16 protein-coding genes and 2 tRNA genes are annotated in these 16133 nt (G+C 53.3%); 9 read left to right on the top strand and 9 right to left on the bottom strand.

What is annotated here, in order from left to right; all coding sequences use genetic code 11:
* Positions 1 to 153: 153 nt before the first annotated feature.
* Both JDW22_RS05245 and JDW22_RS05250 read right to left on the bottom strand, forming a co-directional pair.
* A complete protein-coding gene (locus JDW22_RS05245) occupies positions 154 to 378 on the bottom strand; it encodes a SlyX family protein (protein WP_200522158.1) in 225 nt (74 codons plus the stop codon).
* A 98-nt stretch (positions 379 to 476) separates the two neighbouring features.
* On the bottom strand, positions 477 to 1859 hold the full coding sequence (locus JDW22_RS05250) for a Na+/H+ antiporter family protein (protein WP_003793413.1): 1383 nt from the start codon (positions 1857 to 1859) through the stop codon (positions 477 to 479).
* 241 nt (positions 1860 to 2100) lie between these two features.
* On the opposite strand from JDW22_RS05250, the gene JDW22_RS05255 reads away from it, so the two are divergent.
* Together JDW22_RS05255 and JDW22_RS05260 are read left to right on the top strand one after the other, a co-directional pair.
* Positions 2101 to 2177, top strand: a tRNA-Met gene (locus tag JDW22_RS05255).
* Between the two features lie 45 nt (positions 2178 to 2222).
* Positions 2223 to 2298, top strand: a tRNA-Ala gene (locus tag JDW22_RS05260).
* 188 nt (positions 2299 to 2486) lie between these two features.
* Here the strand turns inward: JDW22_RS05260 and JDW22_RS05265 are convergent.
* The 3 genes from JDW22_RS05265 to clpS all read right to left on the bottom strand — a co-directional run bounded on the left by JDW22_RS05265 (position 2487) and on the right by clpS (position 5740).
* Positions 2487 to 2933: a CopD family copper resistance protein gene (locus JDW22_RS05265; RefSeq protein WP_003793408.1), complete on the bottom strand. Its 447-nt coding sequence runs from the start codon at positions 2931 to 2933 to the stop codon at positions 2487 to 2489.
* A gap of 234 nt (positions 2934 to 3167) precedes the next feature.
* A complete protein-coding gene (gene clpA / locus JDW22_RS05270) occupies positions 3168 to 5438 on the bottom strand; it encodes an ATP-dependent Clp protease ATP-binding subunit ClpA (protein ID WP_200522160.1) in 2271 nt (756 codons plus the stop codon).
* On the bottom strand, positions 5435 to 5740 hold the full coding sequence (gene clpS / locus JDW22_RS05275; RefSeq protein ID WP_200522162.1) for an ATP-dependent Clp protease adapter ClpS: 306 nt from the start codon (positions 5738 to 5740) through the stop codon (positions 5435 to 5437). The genes clpA and clpS overlap by 4 nt, the downstream gene beginning before the upstream one ends.
* 200 nt (positions 5741 to 5940) lie before the next feature.
* Between clpS and JDW22_RS05280 the strand changes: the two genes are divergently transcribed.
* The 3 genes from JDW22_RS05280 (at position 5941) to JDW22_RS05290 (ending at position 7661) form a co-directional block, all read left to right on the top strand.
* Positions 5941 to 6144, top strand: coding sequence for a cold-shock protein (locus JDW22_RS05280; protein WP_003793400.1), 204 nt, complete (start codon positions 5941 to 5943; stop codon positions 6142 to 6144).
* 181 nt (positions 6145 to 6325) lie between these two features.
* Positions 6326 to 7324, top strand: a complete 999-nt coding sequence (mltG, locus tag JDW22_RS05285) for an endolytic transglycosylase MltG (protein WP_200522163.1) — start codon at positions 6326 to 6328, stop codon at positions 7322 to 7324.
* Between the two features lie 88 nt (positions 7325 to 7412).
* Positions 7413 to 7661, top strand: a complete 249-nt coding sequence (locus JDW22_RS05290) for a BolA family protein (protein WP_200522164.1) — start codon at positions 7413 to 7415, stop codon at positions 7659 to 7661.
* 102 nt (positions 7662 to 7763) lie between these two features.
* Here JDW22_RS05290 and JDW22_RS05295 read toward each other — a convergent pair whose 3' ends face one another.
* A complete protein-coding gene (locus JDW22_RS05295) occupies positions 7764 to 8294 on the bottom strand; it encodes an RDD family protein (protein ID WP_200522723.1) in 531 nt (176 codons plus the stop codon).
* A gap of 253 nt (positions 8295 to 8547) precedes the next feature.
* Positions 8548 to 9510 carry a tRNA (adenosine(37)-N6)-dimethylallyltransferase MiaA gene (miaA, locus tag JDW22_RS05300; RefSeq protein ID WP_200522724.1) on the bottom strand — a complete coding sequence of 321 codons (963 nt, stop codon included), beginning with the start codon at positions 9508 to 9510 and terminating at the stop codon, positions 8548 to 8550.
* Between the two features lie 269 nt (positions 9511 to 9779).
* Here miaA and JDW22_RS05305 point away from each other — a divergent pair, with 269 nt between their 5' ends.
* Positions 9780 to 10718 (top strand): metal ABC transporter solute-binding protein, Zn/Mn family, encoded by a 939-nt coding sequence (locus JDW22_RS05305; RefSeq protein WP_003793386.1) that lies wholly within the window; start codon positions 9780 to 9782, stop codon positions 10716 to 10718.
* 179 nt (positions 10719 to 10897) lie between these two features.
* Here JDW22_RS05305 and JDW22_RS05310 read toward each other — a convergent pair whose 3' ends face one another.
* Entirely contained in the window at positions 10898 to 11341 is a 444-nt protein-coding gene (locus JDW22_RS05310) for a chorismate--pyruvate lyase family protein (protein WP_050755531.1), read from the bottom strand.
* Between the two features lie 11 nt (positions 11342 to 11352).
* Complete coding sequence (gene orn, locus JDW22_RS05315) at positions 11353 to 11931, bottom strand: oligoribonuclease (protein ID WP_200522165.1); 579 nt, start codon at positions 11929 to 11931, stop codon at positions 11353 to 11355.
* A gap of 64 nt (positions 11932 to 11995) precedes the next feature.
* Here orn and JDW22_RS05320 point away from each other — a divergent pair, with 64 nt between their 5' ends.
* The 3 genes from JDW22_RS05320 (at position 11996) to JDW22_RS05330 (ending at position 16132) form a co-directional block, all read left to right on the top strand.
* Entirely contained in the window at positions 11996 to 13099 is a 1104-nt protein-coding gene (locus JDW22_RS05320; protein WP_200522167.1) for an FUSC family protein, read from the top strand.
* A gap of 91 nt (positions 13100 to 13190) precedes the next feature.
* On the top strand, positions 13191 to 14348 hold the full coding sequence (locus JDW22_RS05325) for a restriction endonuclease subunit M (RefSeq protein WP_200522169.1): 1158 nt from the start codon (positions 13191 to 13193) through the stop codon (positions 14346 to 14348).
* Entirely contained in the window at positions 14297 to 16132 is a 1836-nt protein-coding gene (locus JDW22_RS05330; RefSeq protein WP_200522170.1) for a site-specific DNA-methyltransferase, read from the top strand. The genes JDW22_RS05325 and JDW22_RS05330 overlap by 52 nt, the downstream gene beginning before the upstream one ends.
* Position 16133 lies beyond the last annotated feature (1 nt).

The raw sequence follows: 16133 nt of genomic DNA on the forward strand, positions 1-16133 counted from the left end.
TAGCATAATGCGGCGGGCGGCGTTTTCAGGCTGCCTTTGGGGGTGAGGCAGCCTGAAAACAGGTTTAACGTTTTACACGCTTTCAGAAAAATCCTGAGGCAGCCTGAAAACCATTTTAGCCCCAGCAAGCGCGTAACCTTTTTTCAGGCTGCCTCAATAATGCGGCGGCACTTCATCCGCCAAGCTATACGGCTGATTCCGCTCGTCATCGCTTTGCTGCTGGATTTTGTTGTACAGCAGCCGCAACTGTGCCTGCTGCAAATCCAGCGCATCTTGCATTTTGGCAACGGTGTCATTCAGGCTGCCTACCAGCTCATCTTGCAGCGCAAGGCGGATTTCCAGCTCAATGATGCGGTTTTCTAATTCGTTTTCATTCATCGGGTTAACTCGTTTCGTCATCCATCATCCCAATCAAAAGGCAGCCTGAAAACCATAAAACCCATTTTCAGGCTGCCTCTGTATCACAACATCAAGGCTTACAACACCACCGCCGCAATCCACCCCGCAATAAACAACGGAATGTTGTAATGAATAAACGTAGGAATCACGCTATCGCGCATGTGGTCGTGCTGACCGTCCACATTCAAACCCATGGTTGGGCCCAATGTAGAATCCGAAGCGGGCGAACCCGCATCGCCCAACGCGCCTGCCGTACCAATAATCGCCACCGTCGCCATCGGCGAAAAACCCAAGCTCACACACAGCGGCACATAAATCGCCGTGATAATCGGCAGCGTGGAAAACGAGCTGCCAATCCCCATCGTAATCAACAATCCCACCATCAGCATCGCAAACGCCGCCATCGTTTTATTGCCGGCAAACATCGTCGCGCTCGCCTGCACCAAAGGCTCAATCTGCCCCGTCGCCTTCATCACCTCGGCAAAGCCCTGCGCCGCAATCATGATAAACCCCACCATCGCCATCATCTGCATCCCGCGGTTAAACACCGAATCCGCTTCCGAGCGGCGCACAACCCCCAGCATCATAAACACCGCAAAGCCCAGCAGCGCGCCCAGCATCAGCGCATCCTTGTAAACCAACTGAATCGCAAAGCACACCAAAATCGCCACCGCCGCCACCGCGCTGCGATAAGACGACACCACAGGCTGCCCCGCCGCCTCGCTTGCCGCGTCCACATCCACCTGCTGGTTCTGATACACGCGCGGCTTGCGGTAATGCACAAACGCCAGCAGCAAGCCCGCCACCATGCCCAGCGCGGGAATCGCCATCGCCTCCATCACATGGATATGCTGCACGCTCATCCCCGCCTTCTCAATATTGCCCAGCAAAATCTTGTTCAAAAAAATCGCGCCGAAACCATAAGGCAGAAACATATAAGTCGTAACCAAGCCAAACGTCATCACACACGCCAGCAAACGGCGGTCAATGTATAACCGATTGAAAACCAACAACAAAGGCGGCACAATCATCGGAATAAACGCGATATGAATCGGCACCACATTCTGGCTCATCACCCCCATTGCCAGCAGCGCCAACAGCAAGCCCCATTTCACCCCGTTGATGCCCGAGGGAATCGTATCCTGCGTTTGGTTGGTGGAAATGCGCCGAATCATCGCCCCCGCCATCTGCTGCGGCAGCCCGGAATGCGTAATCGCCATCGCAAACGCCCCCAGCATCGCATAAGAGAGCGCAATCGTCGCCCCGTTTGCCAAACCGTCCTGAAAATGCGACATCACCCCCTTGGTAACCACATTGCCCGCCGCATCGCTCACGTCCGACAACGGCAAACCCGCCGCCAGCCCCGCCGCAAACGCCCCAATCACCAAACTCAACACCACATGAATCCGCGACACCGACAACACCAGCATCACCAAAACACCAATAATGACCGCATTCATTGCACAACAACTCCCGCCGCCCAGCAACAGGCAGCCTGAAAACAAAAAAACGCATCATACCTTAACATCCCTTAACATAACAAATCAAAAATCCCCGCCAGCCTACTCTTTACACACTTTCAGGCTACCCTGCCCCACCTTGCCAACAGAATTTCATTAAAAATCAACCCACCCCCAGCGCAAACGCAAAATTTCATTTGACGAAAAAACCCAAGCCCAGTATAGTGCGCGGCTTCCACACGGCGAATTAGCTCAGTCGGTTAGAGCAGAGGAATCATAATCCTTGTGTCCGGGGTTCGAGTCCCTGATTCGCCACCAAATCACATAAGTTGGAATCATCCATTCCAACTTATTTTAATAATCGGGGGTATAGCTCAGTTGGTAGAGCGCTTGCATGGCATGCAAGAGGTCAGCGGTTCGATCCCGCTTACCTCCACCACAAAACAGAAATCCCAGTCGCAACGACTGGGATTTTTTTGTTTGCGAGATATTGTGTTTTATTTGCCCGAGGCAGCCTGAAATCTTTATGCAGCGTCGCAACCGATGGCGCGGCAAATTAAACAAGGCTGCGCTAATCAGCAAAATGTCGGCGAGCCGCCGACGCTCCATCGCAGCACAGTAATCAACCTAAGCAAAATAAAACATCGCCTTCGCCAGAAACACAATCAGCAGCATTTGGGTAAACACCGCCGCATGGATGTATTTTGACCAGCCCACCGTCAGCGTGTGGGTTTTCATTTTGTAAACAGCGATAACAAAATGGGCGAGAATGCCGCACGCGAGCAGAATTTTCAGCGAAAGCATGGTGGCAAAGCCGCCCGAAAACGGATGGCGCAACACGGCGGCGTAGCGGTGCAGCATGGTCAGCCCCGACAAAAACACGCCGCTCACCACCCACGGCATCACGCGTACGGCGCGGTATGACAGCGCGCGCTCCACTTCGCGGCGGGCTTCGCGCGAAACGCGTTTGCTGTGCATCACGCTGAGCACCAGCGCTTCAAAAAACACGCCGCCCACAAAAGTGATGGCGCAATAAAGATGGATGATGTGGGCATAGGGATAAAGGGCAGACATAAGATTCCTTTGCGGCAGCCTGAAAACGGGGCAACAGACCTTTCAGGCTGCCTGATGACGGGTTGCATGCGTTATCGGGTTTTCAACCTTGCGCGCTGCGCTGCGGTATACCTCTTTGGCTTTGCATAAGTTCGCATGGCTAAATCAAAGATTTAGATACTCACTGATACCCAAATCAAAGATTTGGACAAAGGGGCAAGGCTGCCTTTTGTTCGTCAAGCAGCCTGAAAACCATCACACCGCTTCTTTTTCCGGCGCCGCTTTCGCCGCGTTCATTTCCAACACCACTTTCTGCGCCTCGTTATCCCAATCAATCGCCACGCTGCCGCCGTTTGCCAGCTTGCCGAATAACAATTCATCGGCAAGGGCTTGGCGGATTTCGCTTTGAATCAGGCGTTGCATCGGGCGCGCGCCCATTTGCGGGTCAAAGCCTTTGGCGGCAAGGTGTTCGCGCAACGCGCTGCCAAAGCTGGCGGAAACGTTTTTCGCGGCAAGCTGTTCGCCCAGTTGGGCAAGGAATTTATCCGCCACGCGCAGGATGATTTCGGGCGTAAGCGGCGCGAAAGGCACAACAGCATCCAAGCGATTGCGAAACTCGGGCGTAAAGGTTTTTTTGATGGCTTCCATTTCGTCGCCGCGCTCGTGTTTGCCCGTAAAGCCAAAATTGGCGCGGTTGAGATTTTGCGCGCCCGCGTTGGTGGTCATGATGATGATTACGTTGCGAAAATCGGCGCTTTTGCCCGTGTTATCGGTGAGCCTGCCCGCGTCCATCACTTGCAAGAAAACGTTGTAAATATCGGGGTGGGCTTTTTCCATTTCGTCCAGCAGCAACACGCAATGCGGATGCTTGTTGATGGCTTCGGTGAGCAAGCCGCCTTGGTCAAAGCCCACATAGCCGGGGGGCGCACCGATAAATCGGGTTACAGCAAACGGCTCGGAATATTCCGACATATCAAAGCGTTGCAGCGTGATGCCCAGCGCATTGGCAAGCTGGCGCGCCACTTCGGTTTTGCCTACGCCTGTGCTGCCTGAAAACAAAAAGCTGCCAATCGGTTTTTCAGGCTGCCCCAAGCCTGAGCGGGCGAGCTTGATGGCGGTGGTAATCAAATCAATCGCTTCGTCTTGCCCAAACACTTTGGCTTTGAGCGTGTCGGCAAGATGGCGCAACACGGTTTTATCGTCGTGCGACACGGTGGTTTCGGGAATGCGGGCGATTTTGGCGATGATGCGTTCAATCTCGTTTTTGCCGATTTCCTCTTGGCGGTTTTCAGGCTGCGCGATGCGTTGGGCTGCGCCTGCTTCGTCAATAATATCAATCGCTTTATCGGGCAAGAATCGCTCGTTGATGTATTTTGCCGACAGCTCTGCGGCAGCCTGAAAAGCATCGTCGGTGTAATGCACGTTGTGGTGCGCTTCAAACATCGGCTTTAAGCCCTGCAAAATTTGCACCGTTTCGGACACACTCGGCTCGCTGATGTCAATTTTTTGGAAACGGCGGTTTAAGGCGTGGTCTTTGGCGAAAATGGTGCGGTATTCGTCATACGTTGTCGCGCCGATGCAGCGCAGCTGCCCTTTTGCCAACGCAGGTTTGAGCAAGTTTGACGCATCCATCACGCTGCCTTGCGTGCTGCCCGCGCCTATCATGGTGTGGATTTCATCAATAAACAACAGCGCATTGGGCACCGCCGCCAGCGCTTTTAACACCGCTTTCACCCGTGCTTCAAAATCGCCGCGATATTTCGCCCCTGCCAGCAGCGCGCCCATATCCAGCGAATACACTTGCGCCTTCGCCAACACTTCGGGCACTTGGTTCCGCTCAATCAAATACGCCAAGCCTTCCGCCAGCGCGGTTTTGCCCACGCCCGCCTCGCCCACCAGCAAGGGATTGTTTTTGCGGCGGCGGCACAACACTTGCAACATCCGTTCCATTTCCGCCTCGCGCCCGATGAGTGGGTCAATGCGCTCGGCCTGCACTTCAGCGTTCAGGTGGACGGTGTAGGCTTCCAGCGGATTATCGGCAAGATTGTTGTCGTCATCATCCTGCGAACGTGATGGCGCACCCGCATTCAGGCTGCCTGAACAATGCGAGAAATAGCGCAGCAAATCAATGCGTTTAACCGAATGCAGTTGCAAGAAATACGCCGCAGGGCTGTCGTCTTCATCCAGCAGCGCAATCAACACATCTTCGGGCAACACCTTATCCTGCGACGAATGCTGCACATGAATCATCGCCCGCTGAATCACGCGCTGAAAGCCCACCGTGGGCTGCGGCTCGTGCGTGGCTTGGTCGGCGGGGTAAACAGGCGTGTTTTCATCAATGCTTTCTTGCAGTTGCACCACCAACAGCGCGGTTTCCACGCCGCAATGCTGCAACGCCGCGTTCACATCGGTTGAGCCTTGCACAATCGCCAACAGCAAATGCTCCAAGCCCACCAATTCATGCCGCGCATTTTTGGCGTGAGTGTATAAATCTTGCAAAATCAGTTCAAGTTCTTTTGAAATCATAGAGATACTTCCTCAATCGTACACATCAGCGGATGCCCTGCCTCATCGGCAAGCTGCATCACTTGCTGCTGCTTGGTTTCGGCAATATCGCGCGTATAAACGCCGCACAAGCCTTTGCCATTATGGTGCACTTCAAACATGATGCTCACAGCGCGGCTTTCAGGCAGCCTGAAAACATCTTGCAGCACATCCACCACAAAATCCATCGGCGTGTAATGGTCGTTTAACAGAAAAACGCCGTATTTTTTCGGCGGCGCAAGTCGGGTTTTTTGCGATTGGTGTGTGGTTTGCGATAGGCTCATAGGAATTTTCTGTTGTATTTTTTGTTATTTTAATGAAAAAGTTTGCCTTTGCCTAAACAAAACTTGACGATATCCGTTAAAGTGAGTAAAACGTCAAACAGCATTTGGTGTGCGTTCAGAACCGTTCTCTGCAAAGAATTGCTTTTAAACTTGCTCCAACTGCTTTTTGTTTAATATTTTTAGTAAGAGAGTAGCATTTTATGGCAACTGGTACAGTTAAATGGTTTAACGACGCTAAAGGCTTTGGTTTCATCACTCCTGACGAAGGCGGCGAAGATTTGTTCGCACACTTCTCGGCAATCAACATGGAAGGCTTTAAAACATTGAAAGAAGGTCAAAAAGTTTCTTTTGATGTAACCACCGGCCCCAAAGGCAAACAAGCCGCCAATATCCAAGGCGCGTAATCGCGTTTGACCAGATTAACCAAATCGCACAAAGCGGATAACTCGGATTGGGTTGTCTGCTTTTTTGTTTGGGTGCCGGTTTCAGGCTGCCTATGCGTTTGCACAACGGGGTTAGGCAGCCTGAAAACGTGCTTTGCCGATTTAAGCTATAATTCTATTTTTCAACGGTATTTTGATTCGCATGACTGTTAAACGTTTTTTGATTGTGCCGGCGGTTTTTCTGCTGCTGGCAATCGGGTATGCCGCTTTGCTGTTTGCGCCGAAAAATAACGGCATGCCTTACCGCTTGGTGGTGGAAAAGGGGCAAGGCATAGCGGCGGTGGGGCGCAAATTGGCGGCGGAAGATAAGATTTACAGCCGCTATGTGTTGGTGTCGGCGGCATACGCGCTGGGCGTGCACGACAAGCTCACCAGCGGCAGCTACCGTTTTGCCGGGCGGGTGTCCAGTTGGCAAATTTTGCAGCATCTGCGCCAAAACAATCCCGATTTGGTTTCGGTGCAGATTGTGGAAGGGATGCGGTTTAGCCAGATGCGCCGCATCGTTAATCAAACGGCGAATATCCGGCACGACACGCGCGCGTTAAGCGATGAGACGTTGCTGCGGAAAATCGACCCCGATGCTGTGTCTGCCAACCCCGAGGGCTTGTTTTTCCCCGACAGCTACGAGATTGCGGCGGACAGCAGCGACATTCAGATTTTTCAGGCTGCCTACAAGGCGATGCAGCGCGAGTTGAACAAGGCTTGGGAGGACAAACAGGCGGGTTTGCCGTATCAAAAGCCGTATGATTTGTTGATTATGGCGAGCTTGGTGGAAAAGGAAACGGCGCATGAAGACGACAGGAGCGATGTGGCGGCGGTGTTCCGCAACCGCTTAGCGAAGGGCATGCGTTTGCAAACCGACCCCGCGGTGATTTACGGCATGGGCGCGGCGTATCAGGGCAAAATTCGCAAGGCGGATTTGCAGCGCGACACGCCGTATAACACCTACACGCGCACCGGTTTGCCGCCCACGCCGATTGCGCTGCCCGGCCGCGCGGCGTTGCAAGCGGCGGCCAACCCTGCCGATAGCGATTATCTGTATTTCGTTTCGCGCATGGACGACACGGGGCGCAGCCAGTTTAGCCGCACGCTGGATGAGCATAACACGGCGGTGCGCAAGTATATTTTGAAGAAGAAATAAGCGTTTCAGGCTGCCCTATTGCCAGCGGCAGCCTGAAAGGTTTGTGCTAAAATCGCGCGTTTTTCACACACCACTTTAAGGATTAAATATGTTGTTTCCAGAACAAGTTAAAGAGCTGATTGCCCAAGTTACCCCTTGCGAATTGATTGAAGTGGAAGGCGATGGGCATCATTTTTTTGCCAAGATTGTATCGGCTTCGTTTGAAGGCAAAGCGCGGTTGGCGCGCCATCGTTTGATTAAAGATGGCTTGGCAGAAAAGCTGGCGAGCAATGAATTGCACGCGCTGTCTATCACCGTTGCGGCAACGCCTGCCGAATGGGCGGCAAAGCAAGCATAAAACCAAACTAATCAAGGCAGCCTGAAAACAAGTTCAGATGCACGTTTTAGCTTCGCTGAAACTTGCTTCGCTCGTTTTCAGGCTGCCTTTTTGTTGATTGGTTTAACGCGCTGGCTCGTTATTGTTTGCGCGCAAATCAATCAATTCTGTGCCTGCCAGCCAGTCGTACAAAAATTGTTTACGTGGATTAAACAAGGCAAACCCCCACGGCAATATCCACCAAAACAGCGCGGCGATGGTGGCGTTTTTGCCATGCCAACCCAAATGCTGCAAGGCGGCGTATGCCAGCAAGGGGATAAACACCAGCAGCACGCACGCCCACGCAAAGCGCAGAAACAACTGCCGTTTGCTGGGGCGGCTGCCCGCAAGGTTAATCAGCCCGATTTGCCACACGCGCATCGGCAGCGTTTGCCCTTCGCGCTGCCAGTTCAGGCGGAAGTATTGCCACCACGCCAGCACAAACACGAGGCTGGTGAGCAGCGGGATGGCGGGCGCGAGCGTGGGCACGCTGCGTGTGATGGCGGTGTTGATGATGCCCGCCGCGATGCCTGCGAGTATGGTTACCGAGCCAATCAGCAGGCTTTCATACAGCAAGGCGGCGAAGCGGCGTTTGAGCGGGGCGATGGGGCGCATGGGGTGTCCTGTGTGTGGGGTTGAGGCAGCCTGAAAATGGGTTGAGCGAGGATGAAGCATGGATGATTACACCCTACCCTTTTTCAGGCTGCCTTGTGTGGTTAGGCAGCCTGAAACCTTTGCAAAATCTGCAACCGATGGAGCGCTGGCGGCTCGCCGACATATTTTCAATCAATAAAATCATGTTGAATCACATTTGGCGACGAGCCGTCGCTACTCCATTTTAGGTTTCAGGCTGCCTTATGGGGTTGGATTAGGCAGCCTGAAACTGATTTTCGGCGCAAGCAAAATGCTGTTGCACGGCGGCAAGGGCGGCGGCTTGATAACCGCTGGCAAACGGGTCTAACACGGTGTCGGCGGGAATTTTGCGCAGCCAAGTGAGCTGGCGTTTGGCGAGCTGGCGCGTGGCGGCTTGCCCTTGTTCAACAAATTGGGCGAAGCGGGTTGCGCCATCCAAATGCTGCCACGCTTGGCGGTAGCCCACGCAGCGCATGGATGGCATATCGGGGTGCAGCGCGGGGTAGCGTTGCCGCAGTTGGCGCACTTCGTCTAAAAAACCGTGTTCTATCATTTGGTTAAAGCGTTGGTTGATTTGCGCGTGCAGCAGGCTGCGGTCGCTGGGAATCAGCGCGAGCGTGTGCAGATTGAGCGGCGCGGCGGCGGTGGCATGGGCGGCAAGATGTTGGCTCATGGGCTTGCCTGTGAGCTGGTAGATTTCTAGGGCGCGTTCAATGCGCTGGCTGTCGTTGGGTTTCAGGCGGGCGGCGGTTTCGGGGTCTAGCCGTTGCAATTCGTTGTATAAAAAGGCTAATCCCTGCGTGGCTTTGGTCGCTTGCAGTTGGGCGCGGAGGGCGGGGCTGGCTTCGGGCAGCGCGTTTAAGCCTTGCGTGAGCGCGTGGTAATACATCATGGTGCCGCCCACAATCAGCGGTAGGCGTTGGCGGGCGTGGATTTCGCCCACCAAGCGCGTGCAGTCGCGTACAAAATCCGCCGCGCTGTAGGCTTCAACGGGGCTGATGATGTCAATCAAATGATGCGGCACGGCGGCGAGCTCGGCTTCGATGGGCTTGGCGGTGCCGATGTTCATGTCGCGGTACACAAGTGCGCTGTCTAGGCTGATGATTTCGCAGGGAAAGTGTTGCGCGATGGCAAGCGCAAGGGCGGTTTTGCCGCTGGCGGTTGCGCCGAGGATGGCGAAGGCTTTGGGCTGGGGCATGGCGGTTGGGGTAAACAAAAGTGGGCGGATTATACGGGCTTTCAGGCTGCCTTTGGGGAATGGATGGGCAGCCTGAAAACAGCGCACGCAGCATGGCGCAGCAATCTCATCTGCGGCGTGTTGCGTTGCGCCGCCCCGCTCGTGCTAACAATTTTTGCTTACACATCAGCAGCCTGAAACAATGTAATACCGTAACACAAAATCCGTGTATAATCGCGGGCGTTTTTTTCTTAACCCCTGTTTACACAATATTCACAAGGAGAAATATCATGCGCCAACGCGCAATTAAATCAACCGTTTTGGCTGTTGCTTTAACATTTTCAGGCTGCCTTTGGGCAGAAGCGTTGCCTGTGGTAACCAGTTTTAGCGTGTTGGGCGATGTTGCCCAGCAAATTGGCGGCGAGCGGGTAACCGTAACCAGCTTGGTGGGCGCAGACCAAGACGCGCACGCCTATCAGCTCACCGGCGGCGATGTGAAAAAAATTGCGGCGGCAAAATTGGTGCTGCTCAACGGCTTGGGCTTGGAAAGTGGCGAAGTGCTGCGCGCGGTGAAACAAAGCCGCGTGCCGTATGCGGAAGCCACGCAAGGCATCACGCCGCTCAAAGCGGAGGAGGAACACGCGCATCATCACGACCACGACCATGATGACCACGACCACGCAGGGCATCATCATCACGACCACGGCGAGTTTGACCCCCATGTGTGGAACGACCCTGTGTTGATGCAAAAATACGCCGAAAACGTTACCAAAGCCTTGATTAAAGCCGACCCCGCAGGCGCAAATTATTACCAAGCGCGGTTTAAAGGCTATTCGGCGGAATTGGTGAAACTGGACGGCTATGCGCGCGAGCAGTTCAACGCCATCCCGCGCGACAAACGCAAAGTGCTCACAGGGCATGACGCGTTTAACTACATGGCAAAACGCTACGGCATCACCTTTCTTGCGCCGCAAGGCGTGAGCACCGAGGGCGAGGCTTCGGCAAAAACCGTTGCCGCGATTATTCGCCAGATTAAACAGCAGGGCGTGAAAGCGGTGTTCACCGAAAACATTAAAGACGGGCGCATGGTGCAACGCATCGCGCAGGAAACAGGGGCGAAAGTGGGCGGCGTGCTGTATTCCGATGCGCTTTCCAAAGGCGCGCCTGCGAAAACCTATGCCGATATGTTCCGCTACAACGTGAAAACCATGGCAGGGGCGATGAAATAGTTTGCCCAGCGTGCCAACCCGTTTTTCAGGCTGCCTTGTATGATGAATCTGCAAACAAAGAGAACGGTTTAATCCCGCCGTCTGACGGTTAAACCGATAGAGAGAATAAAGGCAGCCTGAAAAAACCAAACCTGTATCACCCATGGGGATACAGGTTTTTTTATCGGCTTAGTCTGTTTTCAGGCTGCCGCAAACTGCAATATCTCGGGCAAAAAGCATTCCAGCAAATCCAGCCGATTGCCGTGGTAATCAAACGTGGAACGCCGCGCCAGCAAAAAAGGCTCGGCGCTGGCAAACTGCAAGGGGCTGCGCGTGAGCGGCAGGCAGCCTGAAAACAGCATCTGCCCCAGCGGCGTGGTGCCGCAATCGAGCCATTTGCGCCACGGCGAATCCGGCGCGCACACGCTTTGCGCCTGCACCACCGCCACGCCGTCCAGCAGCAGCGTAACGCGGCGGGCGAACTGCGGTTGCGGCAGCCTGAAAATGCCTTCGCCGCCCTGCGTTTCGCCCAGCGCGTCCAGCCGCACGGCAAAATCGCCCCGTTGCGACAGCGCTGCGGTGAGCGATTGCGCCGTTGCCAAGCGGCTGTCAACAGGGCTGTCGGGTAAATCGGTGTGCCACATTATCATGCGCGTTACTCGGCTGCGGGCGCGGCGGTATTATCAGGCGCAGGCAGCCTTAAAAAGGTGTCGCGGTAATATTTCAGCTCGTCTATGCTTTCCAAAATATCGTCCAACGCCTTGTGCGAACCCTTTTTCACCACGCCTTTATACACGGCGGGATGCCAGCGCCGCGCCAATTCTTTCAGCGTGGACACATCCAAATTGCGATAGTGGAAAAACGCTTCCAAGCGCGGCATGTATTTCACCATAAAGCGGCGGTCTTGGTGGATGGTGTTGCCACACATCGGCGAGGCTTTGGCAGGCAGCCATTCGCTCATAAAATCCAACAGCTTTTGCTCCACCTCCGCTTCGCTATATGGCGAAGCTTTCACCCGCGCGGTTAAACCCGTGCGAGCGTGCGTGGTGGTGCACCATTCGTCCATGTTGTCCATAATTTCATCGCTTTGATGGATGGCAAACACTTCCGATTGCGCCAACACGTTCAAATCCTTATCCGTGATAATCATCGCCACTTCGATGATTTTGTCTGTTTCGGGGTTCAGCCCCGTCATTTCCATATCCAGCCAGCAAAGATTGTTTTGGTCTTTCATGGTTGATTCTTTCCGCTACAAAAAACGCGCTATTATACGCCATTACGTTTTCAGGCTGCCTATCATGCCCCACCGCCTATCCCATTGGTTCAAAGAATGGTTCAACCCCTATAAACGCTATCAACACCAACGCGCCATGCACGCCATCCGCCTTGCGCTTGCCGTCGTGTCCACCATTCTCATCGCCTATCTGGGCAACATCGAACACGGCGAATGGATTGCCATGACCGTGTTCGTGCTGCTGGGCAGCGTGCCCTACCAAGGCGCAATCAACAGCAAAGCGTATGAACGCATCATCGGCACGCTACTGGGCATGGCCATCGGCATCGCGCTGATTTGGCTGAACCACCACCTGCTGCACAACAGCCCGCTCTACTTCATCGCCATCGCCGTTATCAGCGCCGTCAGCGGCTGGCACACACTCGGCAACTACGGCTATGCTGCCATGCTCGCGGGGCTCACCATGGCGATGCTGCTGGGCAACGTGAGCGACAACTGGCTGCACGCCGGCATCATCCGCGCCGTCAACGTGATAATTGGCGTGTTCATCGTGCTTGTCGCCTCCGCGCTCATCCCCATCAAATCCATGCTCACATGGCGGTTCCTGCTGTCCGACAACCTCGCCACCTGCGCCCACCAATTCTCGCTGATTACCGTCCACAAAGCCCTGCCGCAAGAAACCCAAAACGCCCTGTGGCTGGAACAACGCAGCCTGAACGCACGGCTGGTAAAATCGCGCAGCCTGCTCGCTCCCACCGCCCACGAAAGCAAAATCAACCTCGCCCTGCTCGACAGCATCCAGCAAAGCCAGCGCAACATCGTCAGCAGCATCAACCTGATGCTCGCCACCGTGCCCAAGCTGCCCAAAGCGCGGCTCAGCATCGAAGACGAACAGCTGCTCAGCCGCCACTTCGCCACCCTGCAACACGACCTGCACCGCGCCTCCAAGCTGCTCAAAGGCGAATGGCGGCACCCCATCGCCATCTGTTTCCCCGAAGAAGCGCAAGTCCGCACCATCGCCGCCAAGCTGCCGTTTGAAACCCAAGGCTTCGTGTGGACCAGCCTCAATATCCGCAGCGAACTCGCCAACCTGCTCGCCCTGCTGCAATCGCAGCGCGACAAATGGCTCACAGCGGCGGAGAAAGCGAAATTGGGGGTGGAGTCATAACCCAATGCGTTTTCAGGCTACCATTAGCAGTTTACAAAATTTTAAACTACTTTAAAATCCGCAACTTTCCCTCCCCCGAAAGCCCCAAAAAATGTCCGCCCAAACCGAACTCATCGCCAAACTCGGCGAAATCTTCCAAACCGACCGCGCCGATTTAGACTTCGGCATTTACAAAATCCTCGGCAGCCGCGCCAAAGAGATCAACGGCTATTTAAGCCAAACCCTGCCCGCGCAGATCAAATCCGCATTACAAAACAACGAAGAACACGAAAACCGCGTGTACAACCACCTGCTCGCCTTTTTCTCCCGCTATTACGACGCAGGCGACTTTATCAGCCAGCGGCGCTACGGCGGCAAAGACCGCTACGCCATCCCCTACAACGGCGAAGAAGTGATGCTCCACTGGGCAAACAAAGACCAGTATTACACCAAATCCGGCGAAAACTTCAGCAACTACCGCTTTACCCTTTCAGACGGCAAAAGCGTGCAATTCAAATTGGTACAAGCCGACACCGCCAAAGACAACCAAAAAGACAACGAGCAAGCCCGCTTGTTTGTGCTGGCCTCGCCCAAAGCCCTAGCCGCCGCAGCGGCGCGCGAGCAAGCCTACGAAGACGACGAACCCGTAGGGTGTGTGGCTGAAAGACACGCACCATCACCCATTACCGTTTCAGACGACCTTCTCACCCTCTCGTTTGAATACAAACCCATGCCCAAAGGCGCGAAACAGGCGGAACACACCCAAGCCGCGATAGAAGCCGTCGCCGCCCACCCCGCCGTGCAGCAAAGCTGGGCAGAGCTGTTTGAACGCGCCCCCACCGACAAACAGCCCAACCGCACCGTATTAGAAAAACACCTCGCCCGCTACACCGCCAAAAACAGCGCCGACTACTTTATCCACAAAGACCTCGGCGGCTTCCTGCGCCGCGAGCTGGATTTTTACATCAAAAACGAAATGCTCAATTTAGACGATGCCGAGCAAAGCGAAGCCGCCCTTTCAGGCAGCCTGAAACTCATCCGCATCTTCCGCGCCGTGGCACACGACATCACCGCCTTTCTCGCCCAACTGGAAAACTTCCAAAAGAAACTGTGGCTGAAAAAGAAATTTGTGGTCGGCTGCCATTGGCTGATTACCCTCGGGCAGATTCCGCAAAACTTCCACGCCGAAATCCTTGCCAACCCGCGCCAGCTTGAAGCGTGGAAAAACTTGTTTGTCTTCAAAGAGTTACCCCCCCCCCCCGCGATTTAATTTCATTCGTTGAATCAAACCCTTATCTCGTGGTGGACACCTCCCTGTTCGCCCCCGAATTTCAAACGCGGCTCGTTTCCGCCCTTTCAGACGACCATCCGCTCGACGATTTCACCGACGGCACCATTATCCACGCCGACAATTTCCAAGCACTCAATCTGTTGCAGGCACGCTATCGCGGACAAGTGAAATGTATTTATATTGACCCGCCGTATAACACAGGCGATGACGGGTTTATTTATAAAGACAATTACCAGCATTCGTCTTGGCTTACTTTAATGAATGACCGTGTTAAATCAGCATATCCATTAATGTCCCAAAATGCAGCTTTCTTCTGTCAAATAAGCGATTTAGAAAATACCAATCTCAATAAACTAATGCTCTCGGTTTTTGGAGAAGATAATCATAGAGAAACCATCTCTGTTGTTACATCAACTAAAAGCGGAGTCAATGCAATTAATGTTAAGCGTGGAGAACGTTTATTTAAGATTAAAGAATATGTCCACTTCTACTCAAAACACCCAAGTTTTAGATTTAATCCGTTTTATACCCCCGACAAATACAATCCAAACTATTGTTGGGAAATTTATCAGCATCAAAACGGGGAGTGGCATGTTTCTAATTTAAAGAAAGATAAAAAACTAACTGATGAAGAACTAGAAAAATATGCACTAAAAAATTCACAACATATTTATTCCATTGAAAAAAATAATAATAAGGCTGGTGAAAGCATGAAAGCCATGCTAGAAAAAAGCAAAACCAGTGGAAAAGTAGAAGTTTTTACAGACCAGTTCGGAGTAACAAAACTAATTTACGATGGAGGCGTTTGTGTTGAATTGCATGAACGTGTGATTCAGGAAAATAAGAAAAATTATTTTGGCGTATTAGGTTCTGATATTTGGGACGACATTGGTCAAGCCAGCAAATCAGAAGGTGGTGTAGATTTCAAAAACGGTAAAAAGCCCGAAAAACTGTTGAAACGAATTATTGAAATGTCAACGCAACCTAATGATGTGGTTTTGGATTATTTTTCTGGAAGTGGTACAACCATTTGCGTAGCACAAAAACTTGGTCGCAAGTGGATCGGTATAGAACAAGGCGAATATTTTAACGATACTTTATTAATTCGCGTTCAAAAAACTTTGTTTGGCGAGCAATCTGGTATTTCTAAAACTGTTGATTATAAGGGCGGTGGCTGCGTAAAAGTATTGAAGCTGGAAAGCTACGAAGACACGCTCAACAATCTGCTGCTGCGCCGCCCCGCCGACCTGTTCGCGCCAAGGCAGCCTGAAAACATGGCGCGCGATTATCTGCTGCACTATATGCTGGACGTGGAAAGCCGTGGCTCGCTGCTCAATACCGATGCGTTCAGACGGCCTTTTAGCTACCAAATGGACATCGCCGCCGATTCCGCTGGCGCAAGCGTGCGCACGCCTGTTGATTTGGTGGAAACATTTAACTATCTCTTGGGCTTAACCGTGGAAGCGGTGGACGACAAACGTTTTTCCGAGGACTATGTGATGATTGAAGGCAGCCTGAAAAACGAGCGCGTGCTGCTGGTGTGGCGCGATTGCGAAAAATGGGATTACGACACGCTGCCCAAGCTGCTGGCGAAAAAACAAATCGCGGCAGGCGACAGCGAATACGCGGAAATCTACATCAACGGCGACCACACCCTGCCCACCGTGTTCCAAGACAACGATGCCGACGGCGGCGCCATCCGCAGCCTGAAAATCCGCAGCATTGAAGAAGCGTTTTTGCGGCTGATGTTTGAGGGGGCGTAAT

Source organism: Kingella bonacorsii (assembly GCF_016623605.1).
GTDB lineage: Bacteria > Pseudomonadota > Gammaproteobacteria > Burkholderiales > Neisseriaceae > Kingella_B > Kingella_B oralis.